23 protein-coding genes and 2 pseudogenes are annotated in these 21,517 nt (G+C 68.3%); 13 read left to right on the top strand and 12 right to left on the bottom strand.

Features of this window, described 5'->3' with window-relative positions; all coding sequences use genetic code 11:
• Nucleotides 1-3 precede the first annotated feature (3 nt).
• From acsA to ABD211_RS14385, 5 genes are read left to right on the top strand one after another with little or no spacing between them, the layout of a single operon-like run.
• Nucleotides 4-1,761: an acetate--CoA ligase gene (acsA, locus tag ABD211_RS14405; RefSeq protein ID WP_344130796.1), complete on the top strand. Its 1,758-nt coding sequence runs from the start codon at nt 4-6 to the stop codon at nt 1,759-1,761.
• The gene (gene pdhA, locus ABD211_RS14400) at nt 1,758-2,768 is read left to right on the top strand and encodes a pyruvate dehydrogenase (acetyl-transferring) E1 component subunit alpha (RefSeq protein ID WP_344130793.1); all 1,011 of its coding nucleotides are present in this window, start codon (nt 1,758-1,760) and stop codon (nt 2,766-2,768) included. The genes acsA and pdhA overlap by 4 nt, the downstream gene beginning before the upstream one ends.
• Nucleotides 2,765-3,733 (top strand): alpha-ketoacid dehydrogenase subunit beta, encoded by a 969-nt coding sequence (locus ABD211_RS14395; protein WP_344130791.1) that lies wholly within the window; start codon nt 2,765-2,767, stop codon nt 3,731-3,733. Before pdhA ends, ABD211_RS14395 begins: the two co-directional genes overlap by 4 nt.
• A gap of 2 nt (nt 3,734-3,735) precedes the next feature.
• Complete coding sequence (locus ABD211_RS14390) at nt 3,736-5,076, top strand: dihydrolipoamide acetyltransferase family protein (protein ID WP_344130788.1); 1,341 nt, start codon at nt 3,736-3,738, stop codon at nt 5,074-5,076.
• Nucleotides 5,073-5,315, top strand: a complete 243-nt coding sequence (locus ABD211_RS14385) for a phosphopantetheine-binding protein (RefSeq protein WP_344130785.1) — start codon at nt 5,073-5,075, stop codon at nt 5,313-5,315. The genes ABD211_RS14390 and ABD211_RS14385 overlap by 4 nt, the downstream gene beginning before the upstream one ends.
• A 428-nt stretch (nt 5,316-5,743) precedes the next feature.
• On the opposite strand, the gene ABD211_RS14380 is transcribed toward ABD211_RS14385, so the two are convergent.
• Nucleotides 5,744-7,084 (bottom strand): glycosyltransferase, encoded by a 1,341-nt coding sequence (locus ABD211_RS14380; protein WP_344130782.1) that lies wholly within the window; start codon nt 7,082-7,084, stop codon nt 5,744-5,746.
• Between the two features lie 400 nt (nt 7,085-7,484).
• Between ABD211_RS14380 and ABD211_RS14375 the strand changes: the two are divergent.
• A pseudogene (locus ABD211_RS14375) lies at nt 7,485-8,114 on the top strand (phosphoribosyltransferase); the annotation flags it as partial.
• Nucleotides 8,115-8,983: 869 nt separating this feature from the next.
• Here ABD211_RS14375 and ABD211_RS14370 read toward each other — a convergent pair.
• Entirely contained in the window at nt 8,984-9,163 is a 180-nt protein-coding gene (locus tag ABD211_RS14370; protein ID WP_344130779.1) for a hypothetical protein, read from the bottom strand.
• Nucleotides 9,164-9,224: 61 nt separating this feature from the next.
• Complete coding sequence (locus ABD211_RS14365) at nt 9,225-9,515, bottom strand: hypothetical protein (RefSeq protein WP_344130776.1); 291 nt, start codon at nt 9,513-9,515, stop codon at nt 9,225-9,227.
• Nucleotides 9,516-9,538: 23 nt separating this feature from the next.
• Here ABD211_RS14365 and ABD211_RS14360 point away from each other — a divergent pair, with 23 nt between their 5' ends.
• The gene (locus tag ABD211_RS14360) at nt 9,539-10,018 is read left to right on the top strand and encodes a cupin domain-containing protein (RefSeq protein WP_344130774.1); all 480 of its coding nucleotides are present in this window, start codon (nt 9,539-9,541) and stop codon (nt 10,016-10,018) included.
• A gap of 889 nt (nt 10,019-10,907) precedes the next feature.
• Here ABD211_RS14360 and ABD211_RS14355 read toward each other — a convergent pair.
• Nucleotides 10,908-11,183, bottom strand: coding sequence for a universal stress protein (locus tag ABD211_RS14355; protein ID WP_344130772.1), 276 nt, complete (start codon nt 11,181-11,183; stop codon nt 10,908-10,910).
• A 120-nt stretch (nt 11,184-11,303) separates the two neighbouring features.
• On the opposite strand from ABD211_RS14355, the gene ABD211_RS14350 reads away from it, so the two are divergent.
• Both ABD211_RS14350 and ABD211_RS14345 read left to right on the top strand, forming a co-directional pair.
• On the top strand, nt 11,304-11,513 hold the full coding sequence (locus ABD211_RS14350) for a transposase (protein WP_344130770.1): 210 nt from the start codon (nt 11,304-11,306) through the stop codon (nt 11,511-11,513).
• Between the two features lie 57 nt (nt 11,514-11,570).
• Entirely contained in the window at nt 11,571-12,386 is an 816-nt protein-coding gene (locus ABD211_RS14345; protein WP_344130767.1) for a hypothetical protein, read from the top strand.
• Nucleotides 12,387-12,645: 259 nt separating this feature from the next.
• Here ABD211_RS14345 and ABD211_RS14340 read toward each other — a convergent pair whose 3' ends face one another.
• Nucleotides 12,646-13,137 carry a winged helix-turn-helix transcriptional regulator gene (locus tag ABD211_RS14340; RefSeq protein ID WP_344130764.1) on the bottom strand — a complete coding sequence of 164 codons (492 nt, stop codon included), beginning with the start codon at nt 13,135-13,137 and terminating at the stop codon, nt 12,646-12,648.
• A 116-nt stretch (nt 13,138-13,253) separates the two neighbouring features.
• On the opposite strand from ABD211_RS14340, the gene ABD211_RS14335 reads away from it, so the two are divergent.
• A complete protein-coding gene (locus ABD211_RS14335; protein WP_344130761.1) occupies nt 13,254-13,814 on the top strand; it encodes a dihydrofolate reductase family protein in 561 nt (186 codons plus the stop codon).
• Complete coding sequence (locus ABD211_RS14330; RefSeq protein WP_344130758.1) at nt 13,811-14,392, top strand: GNAT family N-acetyltransferase; 582 nt, start codon at nt 13,811-13,813, stop codon at nt 14,390-14,392. Before ABD211_RS14335 ends, ABD211_RS14330 begins: the two co-directional genes overlap by 4 nt.
• A gap of 313 nt (nt 14,393-14,705) precedes the next feature.
• Here ABD211_RS14330 and ABD211_RS14325 read toward each other — a convergent pair.
• From ABD211_RS14325 to ABD211_RS14300, 6 genes and pseudogenes are all read right to left on the bottom strand, one after another.
• A pseudogene (locus ABD211_RS14325) lies at nt 14,706-15,587 on the bottom strand (IS3 family transposase); the annotation flags it as partial.
• A 93-nt stretch (nt 15,588-15,680) separates the two neighbouring features.
• Entirely contained in the window at nt 15,681-15,941 is a 261-nt protein-coding gene (locus tag ABD211_RS14320) for a Rieske (2Fe-2S) protein (RefSeq protein ID WP_344130752.1), read from the bottom strand.
• A gap of 278 nt (nt 15,942-16,219) precedes the next feature.
• A complete protein-coding gene (locus ABD211_RS14315; protein WP_344130749.1) occupies nt 16,220-16,879 on the bottom strand; it encodes a DUF305 domain-containing protein in 660 nt (219 codons plus the stop codon).
• Between the two features lie 174 nt (nt 16,880-17,053).
• Complete coding sequence (locus ABD211_RS14310; RefSeq protein ID WP_344130746.1) at nt 17,054-17,935, bottom strand: hypothetical protein; 882 nt, start codon at nt 17,933-17,935, stop codon at nt 17,054-17,056.
• A gap of 147 nt (nt 17,936-18,082) precedes the next feature.
• Nucleotides 18,083-18,499: a DUF6153 family protein gene (locus ABD211_RS14305; protein ID WP_344130743.1), complete on the bottom strand. Its 417-nt coding sequence runs from the start codon at nt 18,497-18,499 to the stop codon at nt 18,083-18,085.
• Between the two features lie 224 nt (nt 18,500-18,723).
• Nucleotides 18,724-19,623 (bottom strand): hypothetical protein, encoded by a 900-nt coding sequence (locus ABD211_RS14300; RefSeq protein ID WP_344130740.1) that lies wholly within the window; start codon nt 19,621-19,623, stop codon nt 18,724-18,726.
• 238 nt (nt 19,624-19,861) lie between these two features.
• Between ABD211_RS14300 and ABD211_RS14295 the strand changes: the two genes are divergently transcribed.
• Both ABD211_RS14295 and ABD211_RS14290 read left to right on the top strand, forming a co-directional pair.
• Complete coding sequence (locus ABD211_RS14295; protein ID WP_344130737.1) at nt 19,862-20,335, top strand: hypothetical protein; 474 nt, start codon at nt 19,862-19,864, stop codon at nt 20,333-20,335.
• Between the two features lie 112 nt (nt 20,336-20,447).
• Nucleotides 20,448-20,810 (top strand): pyridoxal-phosphate dependent enzyme, encoded by a 363-nt coding sequence (locus ABD211_RS14290; protein WP_344130734.1) that lies wholly within the window; start codon nt 20,448-20,450, stop codon nt 20,808-20,810.
• Between the two features lie 20 nt (nt 20,811-20,830).
• Here ABD211_RS14290 and ABD211_RS14285 read toward each other — a convergent pair whose 3' ends face one another.
• A complete protein-coding gene (locus ABD211_RS14285) occupies nt 20,831-21,436 on the bottom strand; it encodes a TetR/AcrR family transcriptional regulator (protein WP_344130731.1) in 606 nt (201 codons plus the stop codon).
• Nucleotides 21,437-21,517 lie beyond the last annotated feature (81 nt).

Below are 21,517 nucleotides of genomic sequence, written 5' to 3'. Positions count from 1 at the left end.
TGTATGGGGTGGGACCTGATCACCAAGACCCCCGCCCAACGCGCGGCGGCGAACCTCTCGGACTATCCACGCATGCGGGAGACGTTCGACTGGGCGCAGGCCCGCACGCGCCTGTCGGGGGTACCGGGCGGCGGGCTCAATATCGCGTACGAGGCCGTCGACCGGCACGCCACGGGGCCGCGCGGTGACGCCACCGCCCTACGGTGTCTCAGCGCAACCGGTACGACCGACGTCACGTACCAGGACCTGCTGCGCCTGACGAGCCGGTTCGCTTCGCTGCTGGACACCCTCGGGGTAAGACCGGGCGAACGGGTGTTCTCCCTGCTCGGACGGGGCGTGGAGTTGTACGTCACGGCGTTGGGCACCCTGCGCCACGGCAGCGTGTACTCGCCGCTGTTCGCCGCGTTCGGCCCCGACCCCGTACGGGAACGCATCGCCCGGGGCGACGGTGCCGTCCTGGTTACCACGCCGGAGTTGTATGAGCGCAAGGTGGCACCGGTGCGTGAGCAGTTGCCGGGGATGCGTCACGTCCTCGTTCTTGGCGACCCGCCGCCGGGCACGGTGAGCCTGGCCGACGAGCTGGCGCGGTGCCCGGACAGGTTCGACGTCGCGCCGACCCGGGCGCGGGACATGGCGCTGCTGCACTTCACCAGCGGCACGACCGGCGCGCCGAAGGGCGCCGTGCACGTGCACGAGGCGGTGGTCGCGCACCACGTCACCGCGGCCTGGGCCCTGGATCTGCGGCCGGATGACGTGTTCTGGTGCACCGCCGATCCCGGATGGGTCACCGGCACCTCGTACGGGATCATCGCGCCACTCACGCACGGCGCGACCGTCGTGGTCGACGCGGCGGAGTTCGACGCGAAGCGCTGGTACGCCAACCTCGCCGACCAGCACGTGAGCGTCTGGTACACCGCACCCACCGCGCTGCGGATGCTCATGCGCCACGGCGCCGACCTGGCCGACCAGTACGACCTGTCCGCGCTGCGTCACATCGCCTCCGTCGGCGAACCGCTCAACCCGGAGGCCGTGGTCTGGGGTGCGCAGGCGCTCGGGCATCCGATCCACGACAACTGGTGGCAGACCGAGACCGGCGCCATCATGATCAGCAACTTTCCGGCGGTGGACATCCGACCCGGCGCCATGGGCCTGCCGATGCCCGGCGTCGACGTCGCCGTCCTGCGCCGCGGCGACGACGGCCGGGCCCGCGTCGAAGGCGGCGAGGTGACCGTCGCGGCCGCCGACGAGGTCGGTGAACTCGCGGTACGCCGCGGCTGGCCGTCGATGTTCCGCGGCTACCTGCACGACGACGAGCGCTACGCCCGCTGCTTCGCCGGGGCGTGGTACCTGACCGGCGACCTGGCCCGATCCGACCGCGACGGATACTACTGGTTCGTCGGGCGGGCCGACGACGTCATCAAGTCCGCCGGGCACCTCATCGGCCCGTTCGAGGTCGAGAGCGCCCTCATGGCGCATCCGGCCGTCGCCGAGGTGGGTGTCATCGGCAAGCCCGACCCGGTCGCCGGCGAACTCGTCAAGGCGTTCGTCACGCTCAAGCCGGGCCACGAGGCGTCCGACGAACTGCGGCTGGACCTGCTCGCGTTCGGCCGGCGCAACCTCGGCGGCGTGGCCCCGAAGGAGATCTCCTTCGACCAGCACCTGCCGCACACCCGCAGCGGCAAGGTCATGCGCCGGCTGCTGCGCGCGCGGGAACTCGGGCTCGACGAGGGCGACACATCCACACTGGAGGCCCCGGTATGACCACGACCGCACCCGCGCAGGCGGCACCGGACACCGCTTACCGGATCGGGCTGCTGCGGCAGATGCTGCGCATCCGCCGGTTCGAGGAGCGCTGCGTCGAGCTGTACAGCGCGACGAAGATCCGCGGGTTCATGCACCTGTACATCGGCGAGGAGGCCGTCGCGGTCGGAGTGATGAGCGCGCTCACCCCGGTCGACGCGGTGGTGTCCACCTACCGCGAGCACGGCCACGCCCTGGCCCGCGGCCTGTCGATGCCATCGGTCATGGCCGAGATGTACGGCAAGGCCACCGGGTGCAGCCATGGCCGCGGCGGGTCCATGCACCTGTTCGACGCGGGCACCCGGTTCTACGGCGGCAGCGCGATCGTCGCGGGTGGCCTGCCGCTCGCCGTGGGCCTGGCACTGGCCGACCGCATGACCGCCCGTCCGGTGGTGACCGCGTGCTTCTTCGGCGACGGAGCGGTGGCCGAGGGCGAGTTCCACGAGTGCCTCAACCTCGCCGCCCTGTGGCGGCTGCCGATACTGCTGTGCTGCGAGAACAACCTGTACGCCATGGGCACCCGGCTGGATCGGGCGCAGGCGGCCACGAACCTGTCCGAACGGGCCGCCTCGTACGCGATGACCGCCCGCGTGGTCGACGGCATGGACGTCCTCGCCGTCGCCGACGCCGCCAGCGACGCCGTCGCCCAGATCCGCGCCGGGCACGGCCCGTACTTCCTGGAACTGCGGACCTACCGGTACCGGGCGCACTCGATGTACGACCCCGACCGCTACCGCGACAAAGCCGAGATCGAGCAGTGGCAGCAACGCGACCCCATCGACGCCCTCACCACCCACCTGACCGACGCCGGGGAGCTGGACGAGGCCACCGTCGCCCGCCTGGAATCCGAACTCGCCGACGAGCTGGACGCCGCTGTCGAGGCCGCGGACCGCGCGCCCGTCGAACAGGTCGACGACCTGACCCGATTCGTCTACCGCGACCCCGCCGGCTACGGAACCACCGGATGACCCAACTGACCTACCGGGAAGCGGTGCGCGAGGCGATCCGCGACGCCATGCGACGCGACGAGCGCGTCTTCCTCATGGGCGAGGACGTCGGCCCCTACGGCGGCGCCTTCGGCGTCAGCCTGGGCCTACTGGAGGAGTTCGGGCCCGACCGCGTCCGCGACACTCCCCTGTCGGAGTCGGCGTTCGTCGGCGCCGGAATCGGCGCCGCGCTGGGCGGGCTGCGACCCATCGTCGAGATCATGACGGTCAACTTCAGCCTGCTCGCGCTCGACCAGATCATGAACAACGCCGCCACCCTGCTGCACATGTCCGGCGGCCAGTTCAACGTCCCCCTGGTCATCCGCATGACCACCGGCGCGGGCCGGCAACTCGCCGCCCAGCACTCACACAGCCTCGAAGGCTGGTACGCGCACATACCCGGGCTGCGCATCCTCACCCCGGCCACCGTCGACGACGCCCGCGGCATGCTGTGGCCAGCACTGCAGTGCCCCGACCCGGTGCTCATCTTCGAACACGGCGGCCTCTACAACGTCACGGGCGACACGGACGGCTCCGACGTGGACATCGACACCGCCGCGGTACGGCGCACCGGCCGCGACGTGACCGTCATCGCGTACGGCGGCACGCTCGCCACCGCGCTCGCGGCCGCCGACGACCTCGCCGCCGAGGGCGTCGACGCCGAGGTCATCGACCTCCGCACCCTGCGTCCGCTCGACGACGCCACCATCCTCGGCTCGGTCGGACGCACCCACCGGGCCGTCATCGTCGACGAGGGTTGGCGCTCCGGAGGCATCGCCGCCGAGATCAGCGCCCGCATCAGCGAACAGGCGCTCTACGACCTCGACGCGCCCGTCGCCCGGGTCTGCTCGGCCGAGGTACCCGTCCCGTACGCCCACCACCTCGAACAAGCCGCGCTGCCGCAGCCCGACGACGTCGTTGCCGCGGCCCGGCAGGCGGTGAGTTGACCATGGCCGAGTTCCGCATGCCGGCACTCGGCGCCGACATGGACTCCGGCGTCCTCCTGGAATGGCTCGTCCACCCCGGCGACCACGTGCGACACGGCGACATCGTCGCCGTCGTCGACACGTCCAAGGCCGCCATCGAAGTCGAATGCTTCGACACCGGCGTCGTCGACCAACTGCTCGTCCAGCCTGGCACCCGGGTACCGGTCGGCGAGCCCCTCGCCCTCATCACCTCGGACACGCCGGAAGCCGCGGCGATAGCGGTCCCAGCGGCACCGGCCGCCCAGACGGCGGCGACGGAGGCGTCGCCGGTCACGTCGCCGCTGGTACGCCACCAGGCTGACGTTGAACACGTCGACCTGGCCCACGTGCACGGCACCGGGCCTGGCGGCCGCGTCACCCGTGCCGATGTCGAGGCCGCGAGCCACCCCGCGGCGCCACCGCCGCCGACCGGCGATCATGAACCTCGCCGGGTACGCGCGTCACCGCTGGCCCGACGGCTCGCCACCGAACTGGGGCTTGACCTGGCCACCGTCGTCGGCACCGGTAGCGGCGGCGCCATCGCGGCCGAGGACGTACGCCAGGCCGCGGCCGCCCGGGTCGCCGGCGTCCCTGCCACCGAACCTGTCGCCCCGACGCCAGTTCCGGCCCGCCCGGCTGCCGCGGCGACCGGCGGCGACCGGACGGCCGCCATGCGGCAGACCATCGCGGCGCTCATGGCCCGCTCCAAACGGGAGATCCCGCACTATTACCTGACCGAGACGATCGACCTGGCCGCCCTCGTGGACCACCTGCGGGCCCGCAACTGCGACCTGCCCGTACCCGAACGCCTCATCCCCGCCGCGGCGCTGCTCAAAGCCGCCGCCCGTGGGCTGACCGCTGTCCCCGATCTCAACGGCTTCTACGCCGACGACCAGTTAACCCGCGCCGACGCCGTCCACCTCGGCATCGCGATCTCCCTGCGCGGCGGCGGCCTCGTCGCACCCGCCATCCACCACGCCGACCAGCTCACGCTCGCCGAACTCATGGCACGCCTGAAAGACCTCGTGGCCCGTACCCGGGCCGGACGGCTGCACCGCGCCGAACTCGCCGACCCCACCATCACCGTGTCCAACCTCGGCGACCAGGGCGTCGAATCATTTCTCGGCGTCATCTACCCACCGCAGGTCGCCCTCGTCGGGTTCGGCCGCGTCACCGACCGGCCCTGGGCCGTGGCCGGCATGCTCGGCGTACGCCCCACCGTGACCATGAGCCTCGCCGCCGACCACCGCGTCACCGACGGCGCCACCGGCGCCCGCTACCTCACCACCGTCAACGACCTCCTGCAACAACCGGAACAGCTATGACACCCGACGACACCGAACGTCTCATCCGCACCGCCCTGCACGAGATCGCGCCGGACGCCGACCTGGCCGCCCTGGCCCCCGACGCCGACCTGCGCGAAACGCTCAACCTCGACTCGCTGGACTTCCTCCAACTGGTCGAACTTCTCAGCGCACGCACCGGACACCGCATCGACGAGGACGACTACCCGAGGCTGGCGACGCTCCGCCAGGCCGTCGCGTTCCTGTCCACGCCGGCCTGAGCGGCCGCAAGCCCACCCGGCGGCTGCCCCCACTGGCACATGGCGAAGGTTTGGCCAATGCGGACCGGTACGAAGACCGCGGTGTTGTCGCTGGCAGGGGTGTTTTCGGGCTGGTGCTCTTCCTACCGGCGGGGACGTTCGACTAGTGGCAGGCGTGGGGTCTTTATCGGCGTCTACGCCGCCGCGACGGCGGGTCCCACGATCTACCTCGTGGTCAGCGATCCGGCCGCGATCGAGCGACGCATGAAGGTCGGGCAGGCGACCAGGCCGGTGCAGAAAGTACTAATCGTTCTCGCGTTCCTTCTGATGCCGGCGTTGATGTCGTTCTGCGCGCTTGATCATCGGTCCGGCTGGTCGCCCGTCCCGTTGGTGGCGACCTTGATCGGGGACGCGCTGGTGACGGGCGGCCTGGTTGAACAGGACCGGACTCACTGTTTCGCCAGGAACTCCCACATCCGGTCAGCGGCCGTAGCGGCACCGTCCATCGTGCGCATGGCCTGCGCCAGCTCCTCGGCATGGCGTCGGTAGGACCTGTTGCCCACAACCGACCGCACGGCATGCCGGATGACCGGTGCCCGCCACCTGTGCCGTTGGATGCGGATCCCGGCCCCCGCGTCCATCACGTGGTCCAGATTGATCTGCTGCTCAAGTTGCAGTCCGACACCGACGATCGGAGTACCGGTGGCCAGTGCGGTCTGCACCGTGCCCTGCCCGCCGTGGCTCACCACCACGTCCGCCAACCGGCTCGCCGCCAGGGCCGGAATGAACCTATCTGTGACCAGAGCCCGATGACTCCGCACGGCCGCCTGCGCCTCCGCCAGCGAACAGACCGCCGGTGGGGCAAGGACCACGACGTTGTACTCCTCCTCTGCCGCGCCCTCGGCGCCCGCACGCACCGGCGCAGCCACGGCGCGGATCGCCTCAACCAGCACGTCCGGGGTCCCGGAGCTACCCATGGTCACCAACACCGCCGGACGGCCCCCGTCCGATAACGCGGCGGCCACCTCCGGATCGAGATCCGGGGAACCTAGCTGCGCGGCCATCCAGGTGTCAGCGAACAACGGCCCGGTCACCGCGAATCCCGCAGGCACCTCGTAGCGCTCGTGAAACGACGGCAGGTCCGTCACCAGGGTCAGGTCAGCCCGCAGGGCGTCGAAGAAGCTCAGCGGCCCCTCGTTCGGCCAGCCGAACGCCGCCGCCGCGGCGCCCAGCCGAAGCTGGCGGAAGATCGGGGCTCTCGTCATCATGGGCGCACCGACCCGGGCGATCATGCGCCGAACCGGTCGCGGGAGACGGGGCAGCACGGGCACCGGATCGGGCACGTCGACCAAAAGGCCGCCCGTCACACAGGCCCGATGCAGGGGCAGCGGCAGGAAGGCGATCGTCGGCACGCCGATCAGCCGGGCCGCCAGACTGCCGAACGGCCACATGCCGTGCAGGACGACGTCCGGTCGGACAGCACGCAGCGCGTCCAGCTGGCCGCCGAGGAACGCGGCGGCGATCTCCGTCGAACCGACCAGTTCCGGCAGTTCCCACTGAAGATCCTCCGCGATGCTGCGGCCCGCCACCCGCGGCTCGCAGGCGACGACGGAGAAGCCGGCCGCCTCGATCATGGGTTCAAAGCGGCTGCCCCCCGATAGGAAGCAGATACGCACGTCGTGGTCGGCCGGGCGCCGCTCACGCAGCGCACGGGCGAGCGCGACCGCCCGGGTCGCCTCCCCCGCATCGGAGAGCGCCACACTGACCGCGACATCAACGGCTTTAGGCATAAGGGCCTACTCCGATTCATGGCGTCACGCGGCCCCACACAGACGACTGTCCCGGCCGCTGGGGCGACTCCACTACGTGTCGATGGCGTCGTCGGTCACCCACACAAGTGGTCCAACCGATGATCAATATTGGACTTGCAGCCCGATTATGCTGGGGTTTCGACTCGGCTGCGCGGTGAAACTGACAGCCGCTCGGGGCGGCGCAAGCCAGCCGGACTCGATGCCGCCGGTGCCCCCGCCGTCCACGTCGTCGACCCCACTTCGGCCCACCCTGGGTCGGCACCCCGCCGACGTCAGCCCGCCCGTATCCGCGTTTCATGGTCGTGTATTCCCACGCTGCCGCCGGGGTGTGAGCAGGACACTGGACGATGACGAACCCGGGTGGCGGTGAGGTGAGGCGATGTCGTTTCTTGATCGCAGCGACGCCGGCCGGCGGCTGGCCCGACGGCTGGAGCACCTGCGCGGGACCGATGTCGTCGTGCTCGGCCTGCCCCGCGGCGGCGTACCCGTGGCCGCCCAGGTCGCCCGCGCACTCGACGCGCCGCTGGACGTCATCGTGGTGCGCAAGCTAGGGGTTCCCTTCCAGCCCGAGGTAGCCATGGGCGCCGTCGGTGAAGACGGTGCGCTCGTGCTCAACCGCGACGTCCTGCGCACGGCCCGCGTCGGCGAGCGCGAACTGGCCGCCGTCGAGCGGCACGAACGTACCGAGGTCGACGACCGGGTACGTCGCTTCCGCGGGGTACGCCCCCGCGTGCCGCTGGATGGGCGCACGGCCGTGCTCGTCGACGACGGCATCGCCACCGGGGCGACGGCCCGCGCGGCGGTCGAGGTCGCGCGCGCCCATGGCGCGGCACGGGTGGTACTGGCCGTGCCGGTCGCCGCGCCGTCGGCCGTGGAGCAGCTGTCCCACGTGGCCGACGATGTGGTCTGCGTGGAGACGCCCGCGTACTTCGCCGCGGTCGGCCAGTTCTACGACGACTTCCGGGCGACGACCGACGACGAGGTCACGGCGTTGCTTCAACAGGTAGCAGACAGAACCACCACTGGGTCGGAAACGACGACGCCCGGTGACCCGGTCGGCGACGTTTCCGACCCGCCGGGCCTGGACACCGACGTCACCGTCACGGCAGGCGGCACACGACTGGCGGGCCGGCTCACGTTGCCTTCGGGCGCCGCCGGGCTCGTGGTTTTCGTCCACGGCAGCGGCAGCAGCCGCCACAGCCCGCGCAACCGCTATGTCGCGGCCGTCCTCAACGACGCAGGTTTAGGCACGCTGCTGTTCGACCTGCTTACCGTGCACGAGGAGGCCGACCGGGTCAACGTATTCGACATCGAGCTGCTCGCCGGCCGGCTGGGTGGGACCTTGGCCTGGGCTCGCGACGGGCCCGCCACCGCGCGTCTGCCTATCGGCCTGTTCGGTGCCAGCACCGGCGCCGCGGCCGCGCTATGGGCCGCCGCGGAACCGGACGCAGGTATCGCCGCCGTGGTGTCCCGCGGCGGCCGACCGGACCTGGCCGCGCCCCGGCTGAGCCTGGTACAGGCGCCGACACTGCTCGTCGTGGGCGGCCTGGACAGCGCCGTGCTAGAGCTCAACCAGGCTGCCGCCGCGAGGCTGCGCTGCGAGCACCAGCTCGCGGTGGTGCCGGGCGCGACCCACCTATTCGAGGAACCCGGCACCCTGCAGGCCGCCGCCGAACTGGCCCGCGACTGGTTCAGCAGCCGCCTCCCAGCCGGCAAGACAGCCGGACGGGCACCGTGAGCGCGCCGCTGAGGTATGGCGCAGGCGGACCGCAGTGAAGGCGGCGGGCGGCGACCTGCTCGATCCCCGCGACGGGCCCGGCCACGCCAGCATCACCGTGGGGTGGGCCTGTTGCCGTCCACCCCACGGGTGTTGCGCGGCTAGCAGCCGCTGGTGCTGTCGCCGCCGTCGACGGTGCAGGTGTCGGAGCCCAGCCGCCGTTGGCGGTGTCGCCGCCGCGCCGAAAGTGACTGGGAGTCATCGCCAACGACCAGCATCCGTACCCGCTCAACCTGCTGCTCGGGCAGGCACTCGAGATCGACGTCCGCGAGATCATTCACGAAACTGCCTTCCTGTCACGAGCTTCCTGGGGCAGCCACCGCCACCGCGGACGAACGATCACTATGCGGGCGCAATCTCTGGCAGTTCGGCCGCGATGGTTGAGGCGTATGTATTGCAGGCGCCCAGCGGGTTGGGCAGCAGTTCGAACCACCAGAGTTCGGGCGTGTCCGACCATCGTTCAAGGCGCTGGATCCGGCCATCGGCGAGGAGCTGTTCAAGCCGGCTACGTCCCGGCAGCGGGCTCACATGGACCGACCTACGGTTGAGTTGTTCACCCCGACCTTTGACGTCACACCTGGGCGCACTGGTCATCGTGGCGACCTCGACGCTGCTGAAGAAGGTCGAGAACATGCAACAGGACGGGCCCGCCACGAATGACGATGGCGCTCGTGCGGTTCACACCGCGTGCCCGCACGCACTGGCACACTCATACGCTCGGCCAGACTCTGCACGTCATTGAAGGGGTCGGTTTGGTCGGCACCCGCGACGGGAGTTTCCTTCGCATCCACGCTGGCGAAACCGTCGTATGCCCGCCAGAGAAAGAGCACTGGCACGGAGCGACCGTTGACACGTTCATGGCCCATATGGCGATAGTTGAGGCCTTGCCTGACGGCGGGGACCCCACTACCTGGCTCGAGCCGCTAGCCGACGAGGACTACACCCCCAAGGGCTGGCCGGCGGATCGCTTCGTCACCCGAAAACCGGTGCGCCGGACGACGATAATTGTCCGGCGCACCGGTAGCGCCCGACCGAGCCGGTGGGGTCAGCAGCGGGCTGTGACCGCCGCGCCGTTGCCAGGCAGTATCGAGTCCTTGGACCAGCCCCGGAAACCGGTGTTCCGAACCCTGAGGTAGGTCCAGGTGCCGCCCTCCCCAACCGACCAGCAGTAGTAGTCCAGTTGGTCGCCGGAACGGATCACGTCCCGGATGGTGCACGCGGTACTGGGACCGCTCCGGAGGTTGAAGCTTCTTCCTCTGTATGTGACGAAGGCACCATGGTCACGATTAGCCCCGGTGTCACCGCACGCACGTGCGGAATGTTCCGTCTCGGCGACGGGGGTGAGTCTCGGCACCCCGGTCTGGGGCGTCCCGGTACCGCCGGCCTGGGCGACGGCGGATGACCCAGCCAGCAGGACGCCGGCCATTCCGAACGCGGCTGCGACTTGAATAGGCATGCGCATTGCACGTCTCCTCATCCCTTTGGAACTGGCGGTACCCGTCTGACGCCGTCACACCAGTCGGTGTCGGCTGCCATGCTGCGCCGGGCGAGGCGGGCACAGCCCTCAAAGACGGGACCCTACGCCGACATCCGTGCGGGCAGGCCCCGGATGGGAACAACGCTGCCAGCGCCGAGGCCCGGCCAGCGCTTCAACCCCTGAACAGTCCCGATTCTTGGGTGGCGTGGGGCGAGTGGTGACGGGGAAGGCTTCCTTCTCAAGGCCGTCTTGCGGCGAGTTGGGTCACAGCGCGAAGCTGGACGACGAGTTTGCCTTCCACGTCCTGGTCGGGCTGCCTCGGATGCGGCTGGAGGTCAAGCCAGCGACCACGTTCCGGTCTGGTGGGTGAGGCCGAGCTTGATCAGGGCCGATGTTGGCGGTAGGCGGTGGTGAGATCGTCGCGGGTGGCCCAGTCGTGGCGGGCTTGGCGCAGCAGCGCGTCGTGTTCATGCAGGTTGAGGATGCGTCCGGTCTGCGACGTCGTGCAGCGGGCTCGTAGCGGGCAGCGCGGCGAGGGCGTCTATGGGTCAACGCTCGGCGCGAACCACCACAACCGGGCACGTCGCGTGGTGGGCACAGTGCTGGCTGACCGAACCCAACAGGGCCCCGACGAAGCCGCCGTGGCCGTGGCTGCCGACCACCAACAGGTCCGCCCTACTGGCCGCATCGATGAGCACGGCAGCCGGATGACCCCGCAGCACCCGCTGCCGCACCACAACATCGGGGTATGCGGCGGATGCCTCTCCGACAACACCGGCCAACGATTGTTGTGCGGCGTCGGCCAGATCTTCGCCGTCGACCACCGGCGGCCCGGATCCAAAGCCGGAGAAGATGTCCCACGCGACGGGAGTTGCCCCCTGATCTTGGACACTTGAAACTGGGATCGTGATGGTCCTGGTGGACAGGAGTCCTGGAACACGGTGGTGAACAAGCACTACCCCGCGCAGTTCAAGGCGGACGCGGTCGCGTTGTACCGGTCTCGGCCGGGCGCGACGATCGCGCAGATCGCCGACGATCTCGGGGTCAACCGGGAGACGCTGCGTACCTGGCTTCGGGCCGACGATCAACGGCGGGGCGGGACCGTCGACGCTGTGGGTGCCGAGAATGCCGTCCGTACTGGTCAGGGTCCTTGAACGGGTCGAGGCAGTCTGGTTGTGTCGCGGGTGGCCGATCGCGGAGGATCCCGTGCTGTGCTGCTTCGACTGGCCTACCTCGGCGTGACCAACGCGTTCGCGTTGCTGGGGCTGCTGCCCATGAGCGATCGGGCCAAGGACGTGGAGATCCTGGCCCTGCGCCACCAGATCGTCGTCCTCGAACGGCACCTGCACGGTGCGAAGGTGCGCTTCACCCCGGCCGACCGCGCCCTGCTTGCCGCGCTCCTGAACCAACTGCCCCGCGGCATGCTGCACCAGATCCGGCTGCTGGTTCGCCCGGACACCGTGTTGCGGTGGCATCGCGACCTCATCGCGGCACGCCACGCCCGCATCTCACGTCCGAAGCGCTTCGGTCGGCCACCGACAGTGCGGTCAATCCGCGTACTGGTGCTGCGCTTGGCGCGGGAGAACGCCTCATGGGGATACAGGCGCATCCACGGCGAGTTACTCACCCTCAGGATCAAGGTCGCCGCCTCGACTGTCTGGGAGATCCTTAAAGAAGCCGGCATCGACCCTGCACCCGACCGCGGCGGCCAGACGTGGACGGCGTTCCTGCGTTCCCAAGCCGAAGTCATCCTCGCCGCGGACCTCTTCGAGACAGTGACCCTGAACACCGACCCCACCGGGGACTCTCCAACGCCCGCCCGCTGCGGCTACTGCCCGATCCGATCGTTGATCAAGACGCGATCGCGCGTCTCACCGTTCGCCGACATGACCGCCTCGGCGGCATCATCCATGAGTATGAACAGGCCGCTGGACCTGCACGGACAGACTTTTCGGCACCCACAGAGCACGACTGCCCCCAGACATAAACAAACCGCAATCAACAAGATCGAGATTCAGATACTCTGACCTGCAGATATTGGTGGACCATACTTGGCAGAATAAGAACCGCATACCCGCAGCTCAGGGCCCAATCGTGACGGTATCAGCCGTTCGCCGCCGCACCCCCTGACCGATTCACCGCCCAGCCGCCGCAGCGCCGCCGTCGCGCGATCGGGGTTCGTCGCTGCTGGCACCGGCTCTGTCGCCGGCAATTCTCGCAGTTGCCTTGGTGACGTAGTGAGCTGGTCCGCGGTGACGCCGGACCGGGTGGAGATTGCCGGCACGATTACTCGTGTAATGCGGTCTCGTAGGCCGAGTGGAGCCCCTCGGCCGCTCGCGGAGCGTGAGGATCTGGCCGAGGGGCGCCGAGGTGCAGGTGGCGCAGATCGTCCATGAAACGAGCGAGGAGTTCCGGGCCGCCGTCGCGTAGCAACTCGGCACGAACCCGCAGGCGACGTTCGCCGCTGCGGTGGGCGAGGCCCCACGAGCCGAGCGCCACCATGATCGGCAACGTTTGGATGCCGGCCTCCGTGAGCGAGTAGGCCGCCCGTTGCCCACGCCGGGCTTCCTGCCGCGTGAGCAGACCCGCATCCGAGAGCCGCCGCAAGCGGCTGCTGAGGATGTTCGGGGCGATGCCTTCCTCGCTGCCGGCGAGCAGTGCGCGGAAGTGACGTCGGTCGCCGAACATGATGTCGCGCAGCACGAGCATCGCCCACGGGTCGCCCAGGACCTCGACCGCCTGATTGATCGGGCAGCCCGAGCGTGGCGCGGGATCCATCGACAGCCCTCTCTCGTAAGTGATTGCAGATTACTATCACTCTATTTAGGGTGGCGGCTAGCAGTAGCAGACCGCTATCACTTGGAGGGCTGATGCCAGGCCGGTTCGTATACTGGATGAACGTGTCCCTCGACCTCAGGATCGAGCACGCCAAGGACGAGCAAGGCGGCGGATCGTGGATGCGCATCGGCGAGTCCCTGCATCTCGAGTTCAACTCACGGGCGCGAGCGCTGTCGCTCATGGTCCAGGGACGCACCATCTACGAGACGATGGAGGGATTCTGGCCGAGAGCGCGCGACGACGCCTCGTTGCCCGGCTTCCTTCGCGAGTACGGTCAGATCTGGACCTCGATGCCGAAGGTGCTGGTGTCGCGAACGCGCACCAGCGCCGAGCACAACACGCGGGTCATCAATGCCGACGACGCCGTCCCCGCGCTCGCGGACCTTCGCGCGCAGACCGAGGGCGACATCGGCGTCGGAGGTGCCACGCTGGCTACCGCGCTACTCCGGGCCGGGCTGCTGGATGAACTGCTGCTCTTCACCCACCCCGTCATCCTCGGTGCCGGCCGACCGCTGTTCGACAGCCACGAGCCGCTGGAGCTGGACCTGGTCGAGCAGGTGCGCTTCGACCAGGGCGTTACCCTCCACCGATACGCCGTCCGTAGGTTGCGTGCATGACCATGAGCACCGGACTTGCTGTGTTGACCTGGCCACTGCACACCGACCGTCTGACCCTGCGGCCGGCAACCACGGACGACGCCGATGCCACCTGGCGTTTCCGCCGCCACGAGGACGTGAGCCGTTGGATCACCCGTGCTTCTGCCACCCTGAACGAGCACCGAACCTGGTTCCGGGACCCCGACAGCCTGGCCAGGACGCTCGTGATCGAGCGCAGCGGCACGATCATCGGCGACCTCATGTTGAGGATCGAAAACGCCTGGGCCCAGGCGGAGATCGCCGAACGCGCCCGCGGCGTGCAAGCAGAGCTGGGATGGGTGCTGCACCCGGAGCACGCCGGCCACGGATACGCCACCGAAGCCGTCCGGGAGCTGCTCCGGCTCTGCTTCGAGGATCTCGGACTGCACCGCGTGACGGCCACCTGCTTCGCCGCCAACGAGGCATCGTGGCGACTCATGGAACGCGTCGGGATGCGCCGTGAGTTCTACACCGTCCGGGATTCCCTGCATCGATCCGGCGAGTGGCTCGACCGCGTCGGCTATGCCCTGCTCTCCGACGAGTGGCCCGGTTCGGCATAGCCTCCGGGTCGTGCGGCATGATCCGGCGACGCGTGCAGACTCCCGTACCCAATCGGTCGAACGGTCTCGCGGTCCGGGCGAGGACCGGGTCCGCATGCCACGCACCGGCCCGTGGCCGCTTGAGCGCCCGACATATTCCCAGCTCACCACACATCTGGCCGATGTGGTTCGCGCACTGCCAACAATCGATTCACGTTTGCCGAGGTCAGGGGCTATGGGTGGACCATACTTGGCAGAATCCGAACCACATCCCAGCAGCTCAGGGACCAGTTGTGATGATCCAGGGGCTTGACCCCTGATCTTGGACACGGGGTTATGCGGCTGGCGCGAGCGTAGCTTGTGTTGTTCGACTGCTGCGCTCGTAGTTGATCGGGGACTGCTGTCCGAGCCGGGAGTGGCGGCGGACGGTGTTGTAGCGGTGCAGCCAGCGGAACGAGGTCAGCCGTGCTTCGCGTTCGTTGGTGAACGCGCGGCGGCCTTGCAGCGTTTCGCGTTTGAAGGTCGCGTTGAACGACTCGGCCAGGGCGTTGTCGGCGGAGCTGCCTACCTTGCTCATCGACTGCCGGACGCCGGCATTCTGGCAGGCTGCGGCGAAGGCTTTGGCGGTGTACTGGGCGCCGTGGTCGGTGTGCATGATCGCCCCGTTGAGGCTGCCCCGGGTCCGCTGCGCGGCGTGGAGAGCGTCGATGACCAGGTCGGTGCGCATGTGATCGGCGATCGCCCAGCCCACGAGGCGCCGTGAGTGCAGATCGATGACGGTCGCCAGGTAGAGGAACCCGCGTTCACCGACCGGCAGATAGGTGATGTCGCCGACGTAGCGCTGGTTGACGGCCGGGGCGGTGAAGTCACGGCCGATCAGGTCCGGGGCCTTGGCCGCAGTCGGGTCGCAGATGGTGGTCTTCGTGCGGCGACGCAGCCGCAGACCCTGGATGCGGTAGCGGCGCATCACCCGCGCGACGCGCTTGCGGTTGACCCGCTGGCCGGCCTCGCGCAGTTCCGCGGTGACCCGGGGTGCCCCGTAGGTGCCGTCATGAGCAGCGTGCACCGCCCGGATCCGGACCGCCAAGGCAGCGTCCGCGGCGTCACGGGCGGCCCGATCCGCGGCGGTGGACTGCCAGTAGTAGAAGCTGGATCGGGCGATGTTGAGGATCTGGCACAACCGCTTCACGCCGTAGCGCTGCTGGTGGTGGGCGACGGTTCTGATGAAGCCAGCCGGATCGAACAGCGTGAGCGGGCCTGAACCGAGCATGACCCCATGCGGGCCGAACCCGACTGGCATTCACTCTGTCTAGGATCCGGCCTCGGTGGTGAGGATCTGATTTCCCCTTACTGTGATGGCGATTTCCTTGAGGCCTCGCGGGGCAGATCCCTGAAGGCGGGAGCCGTCTACGTCCATGAACGTTGAGCCATGGGCGGGGCACTTGACGACACCATTCTTCGGTGGGCTGACGATGGCGCCCAGGTGCGGGCAGCGCGCGTCGAAGGCCTTGAACACGCCCTCCTCCGGCTGGACGACCAGAATGCCGCTGACGACAATTCCGCCGCCCACAACGACCTCGTCGGTCGTGGTCAGGCGCTTCGGGCCATTATTGGTACTGACCGGTGCGCTACTCGGACGTGGCGCCTGGCTCGCACTAGGCTCGCTTGGGCTAGGCCGGCTGGAACGGGGTGCGGGGTCTTCGGAACGTGCGCAGCCTGCAGCTGCGATCACCAGGCCTACGGAGCCCAAGGCCAGAACGGCGCGCCGATTCAGACACGGTGCTGGCGGAAGCATTTCCGCTTGGTCGCCGCCGCCTGCGGGTGCCGTATGGTGCGGCCGCTGCGCGCTCACAGCGTCACCTGGATGAGTGTGAGTTCAGCGACCTCCGCAGCCTGGATGACCACGACGTTGGTCGCTAGCGCGCGCACCGCCGGGTTCTTTCCATTTTCCTTGGTGGTCTCGGCCATCTCGATGGCCCCCTCATGATGGCGGATCATCATGTCGACGAACATCTCGTCGAACTTGGTTCCGTGGGCGGCCTTCAGATCTTCCATGTCCGCGTGCGTCAGCATGCCGGACCCGTGCGCTGTATGCATCTGGTCCGGTTGCGGGACCTTCTTGCCCCACGATCTCAGCCAACCAGACATGAGCGTGATTTCGTCGCCCTGGGACTGTTCGATGCTTGCGGCGAGGTCCAGGATCCGGGTGTCCTCGGCGCGGGTCCGCGCCATCACGGCCATCTCCACGGCCTGCCGGTGGTGCGGGATCATGTCGGTCACGAACATGAGATCGATGTCGTTGTGCGGCCCGTCTACCGGTGGGATGGCTACCGTCGAGGGACCATCATCGGTAGGGACCGGTTCGGTGCCGGTTGGCGCCGGCGTGGCGCTAGCAACGGGAACGGGAGACGCATTCTGCGGCTCCTCGGTCGTTGCACAGCCCGTCAGCACGAAAGCCGCGGACGCGACCACGGCAACGGCTCGCCAACGAGTCCAGTGGTACTTCACGTTGCTTCTTCCCTTCTCATTGGCGCTATCCGGCCGACATGCCGATCGAGCAGCAGTCGGTGCTCAAGCCGACGAGACAGCCAGCCAAGTGAATGTGAATCTTCAAGACAAGGAACCAATACGAAATGTCGCGTAGGTGGGCGGACACCGTGTCTGTGTCCGCCCACCTACGGGTCACGCGACCGCGAGTGTCACTGCCGCTGTGTGTAGTACGCCGCCGGTCTGGAACTGGAGGAACAGTCGCCACTTGCCGGGCTTGGACAGCGTCGCCTGGAAGGACAGGCTTCCTGCGCCGTGGCCGCCGTGGCCCCCCTGGGGGTGCAGATGAGCGAAGGCCATATCGCCATCGTGGAACGCGGTGAGGTGCGCCGATGTGCCCAGATAGGGCTCCAAGTTGGTCACCTGCTTGCCGTTCTTGGTAATCGCTACGGTCAGCGGGTGGGCCATGCCGGCCATCATCGGTTCGTTGGACAGAGTGACGGTGTAGCCATCCACGGTCGTGGTCCGCGACGGCTTCGGCAAGGTCGCGTTGTCGGCCTGCCCGGGCACTATGACGTGTTCGCTGAGGACGAGCGGCTTTAGCTCACCCGTACCTTCTTTGGCGGTGAAAGACGCGTATGCCCTGTACTTGCCGGGTTGCAGCGCGGCCAGCTGGGCCGTCCAGGTGCCATCCGACGCCATCGTGGGGTGTAGATGCTGGAAGCCGGTGAGGTCGCACCGGATCATGTAGAAGTGCATGAGTTTGGTCTGGTCGGGCTCATAGGCCGTGACCGGCGTTCCGTCCGCCGCCAGAATCTTGAACGCGAAGGACGTCTGTGTTCGGGCGGGAAGTTCCATGCTGGTCGGCGCGAAGCGTATGCCGTCCACGTCGGGCGAGGTGCCATTGCCGCTGAACGCTTCGTGCTCACCTTCCATGCCTGGCATGCCGGTCATATCGGGGTGGCCGGTAGCCGCGCCCGGCGTCGGTGTCGCCGAAGGAGCGCTATGGTTCATGCCGGACATGCCTGACCCGCACGCCACCGTGCCGATCACGAGTCCGACGGCGAGCGCGGCCACGGCCAGCGCACGCCCATACGGGTGAATAGTCTTGTTGACAGCCAATGTGGGTGATCTTTCCGGACAGCGCGCCACCGTCTGGCGGCGCGCAAGGAACGGGACTCTGCGGTGACGGCGTGCCCACGGGGCAGCGTCAACCAGCGGTCCTCACGTCCGGGACACGCACAAGTGGATAAGCAGCGCGGCTCCCCAAGGGGGTGCCCGCGGCGAACGGTGTCGCCCGTACGAGGCTTCCAGCGGGTGAATGGAAGCGGGCAGGTTTGCCATGACGACCGCGACTGCGTGGGCGTGCATCGCGGTCAGCGGCGAACGAGGGACTGTGGCGACGCACATTTCGTCGTGGCCGCAGCAGTGGCCAGGTTCTTCCACGCGGATATCTGTATTCGCCCTGCGGGAGTGGCCGCGTGAACTGCGATCAGCCATGGCGTGGCCGACCTCGACAGCTGGTTCTTCGATCGGGGTCATCTCGGCGCCGGCGGAGCAGCCGACCGACACGGGTGACGACACGCCGTGCATCGCCAGAACGCCGGTGAACACAGCGAGGATCAGCACGACACGGGACATCGCCCGAAGTCGCGAGCCACGCCGCCGCATGTTCCCCCTCGCATCGATCGGCCCATCGTAGCGGTGTCACCGCTCGGGACCGGCATGGTCGCGCATGCCAGGAGCTGGTTGCGACGTCGGGTCGCGTGATCCAGCCAGGAACCCGGCCCAAGAAGTGCGGGTCGCGACCATCAGGGCTGGACGCCGCGGGTGCGGCACGACACTGGTTGCTGGGCTGATGTGTATTACCCGACGCGCAGGGTGATGGCGGCCGCGTGGAGCGTTCCGTGGGTCTGGAATTGCACGTATAAGCGCCAGTTGCCCGATCGGGGAAACATGGTGTCAAAATTCAGGTGCGGTCCACCGTGACCGCCGGTTGCGTCGCCGTGCGGATGAAGATGGGCAAACGCGAGATCTCCTTCGCGGAAGGCGGTCACGTGGGCGTAGGTCTGGAGGTAGGGCTCGAGATCGGTCACTGGTATCCCGCCACGGGTCACGGTTGCCGTCAGCTCGCTGCTCATCCGTGCCCTCAGGTCACCGCGAACAGTGATGGTGTAGCCGTCGACCGTGGTGCTCCGGGCTGGTGCGGGCAAGCGATGAGTAACAGCCTCGCCGGGTACCGTGATCGTGTCGCCGAGGACCACTGCGGTCTGCTCGCCGCCCTGGTCTGCGATGAACGACGTGTACGCCCGCCATGTGCCGGGCTCCAGCGGTGGAAGCGTTACTGACCACGTTCCGTCCGGCGCCATCTCGGGGTGCAGGTGCTGGAATCCGGTTAGGTCGGATCGGACAACGTAGAAGTGCATCATCTCGGTCTGATCCACCGCGAACCGGGTTACCGCCGTGCCGTACCCGTCGGTGATCTGGAAACGCAGGCTCGTGGCCGTTCCCGGGGCGGTGGACCGCTGCGCCAGGCGCAAGGTGAAGCCAGCCGCGGTCGCGCTACGTCCGTCACTGACCGGCATCGTAGCCGGCTCTGTGCCTGGCGTGGGAGTCGGCACTGCGAGCATGTCGTGGTCGGCTGATGCCGTAAGCGAAACCGGCGCGTGCCCCGGTGTGCCGCAGTTGGCGGCGTATGACGCGACGAACAGCAGGGTCGCGACAGCCACAGGCAGTCGCAGTGTTTGAGTGATGTGTTTAGACATTGGTTCGGTCCTTAGCGACAACCATGACGAGGCACGAAGTAAAAGACGTGCCAACCCAGCAACGCGGTGCATCGCATCGTGGTCACGCCGGCTGCACAACGCATGCGCAGGCAGAGCAGGACAGCGCCCGCGATCAGCGACGCCGCGCTTCTCAGCTGCTCAACGTGTCAGCCTCGGCGAACGTCAGGGCTGGGTGGCCACGAACCGACCGGGATCCCGACTCGCCAGCCGGGCGTAGATGCCGGACTTGCTATATAAATGCGATTACCATGATTTTGTGGTCGTTCGGGCAAAACAGTCCGGTTATACATCCTTTGATGTGATGATTACCGCGATCTTGCTCGCTGTACTGGCCGCGGCCGCTGTTCCAGCCTGTCACCCACCGGCGGAGCGCCACGACTATCCGGGCGCCGTGGCCGATGTCGCCGGCCACTGGCCGGCCGACCACGACGACAGCCCGCCCGCATTGACTGAGATCGCCTCTGGGCCGGCGGGTCTGATGTGGCCTGGACCCGACCACGACGATGGATGCCGATCGGGTCAGCCCGTCAGCGCCATCCATCCGGACACGAGCGTCGGCACGACAGACCTGAGCCGCCTGCCCGAGACCCCATCGGACACCCAGGTTGTGGCCGACGACCCAGCCTTGGCCGCGAGGGCCCGACCAGCGGGCCGACATCTGCTCATCATGCACAGGATCGCCCGGACATAGGACGGCCGCGGGCTGCGCGGTTGCGCAGTCCGCCCCGCTTGAGTCCGTTGGCACGTGTACCGACCTCCTGGCGACTTCAGCGCGCCGGTCGGTGAGCAGAAAGGCACATCTTGTGCGTCACCTCGACTCCGCGTCGGCGCTTGCCCTCGACGCGGTCATCACACATCCTTTTGACACGCCCCGGAGTGCAGGCGTCGCTGGATTGGTCGGCGACACCCCGCTCGTGTGGATCGACACTCCATTGACCACAGATGGTCGCGGCTTCTGGGCGAAACTTGAAGGCCACAACCCGGGCGGGATCAAAGATCGCCCAGCTCTGCACATGATCGCCCAGGCCCGGGGCCGTGGCGAGCTGGCCGCCGGTGCTCCGATCATCGAGTCGACCAGCGGCACGATGGGACTCGGCCTGGCGCTGGCCGGCATCACGTACGGCCACCGGTCACGCTCGTCAGCGACCCCGGCATGGAGCCGATGATGCGTCAGCATGACCAGCTATTACGGGCCGGCAGTGCCGGGCGCAGCGTCGTTGGTCGCCGGTGGCGTGCCCAGCGCGGTCAGGACCACAACGACGAGCCTGTCTCGGGCGGCATGCGTACGCAGGTCGTGGGCGCTGGCGAGGGCATGCAGGCAGAAGTGGGCGAGCTCCGGCGCGGGCACGTCCGTCCGGGCCTGCCCCGCGGTCGCAGCCACGGCGATGGTGTCGGCGAGCAGGGCATGCACCTGGTGGCGGGCATGCTGCACGTGCGTGGCACGGTGCAGCGGGACTGCGTAATCGGCGTGGTGGCCTGGGCCGTGTCGGTCGGCGGCGTCGCCGGAGGAGAGCCGCGCATAGGTGCGCACCATGGTTCGTAGCCGCTCACCAGGGTCGTTCGCCTTCTCGGCGGCCTCGGTGAGCTCCTGCAGATGTGAGGTGACCTGCCGTTCGTGCCAGGCCACCAGGATGGCTTCCACATCGGGGAAGTATTTGTAGAGGGTGGCCCGGCCGATGCCGACCACCTGGGCGATCTGCGACATCGTCACCGCGGCCAGCCCATGCTCGGCGACCAGCGTGGCTGTGGCGTTCATGATCGCGGCATGAACCGTGCGGCGGTGCTCGTCCACCGTCGCGTTCCACAATCTCGGCACAGCTAAACCATACAGCACGACGTCTCCTCGACATCTCGTCTTGCCTCGAGACAGAAT

The organism is Luedemannella flava, from assembly GCF_039528515.1.
GTDB lineage: Bacteria > Actinomycetota > Actinomycetes > Mycobacteriales > Micromonosporaceae > Luedemannella > Luedemannella flava.
This window is presented reverse-complemented; position numbering and strand designations above follow the sequence as displayed.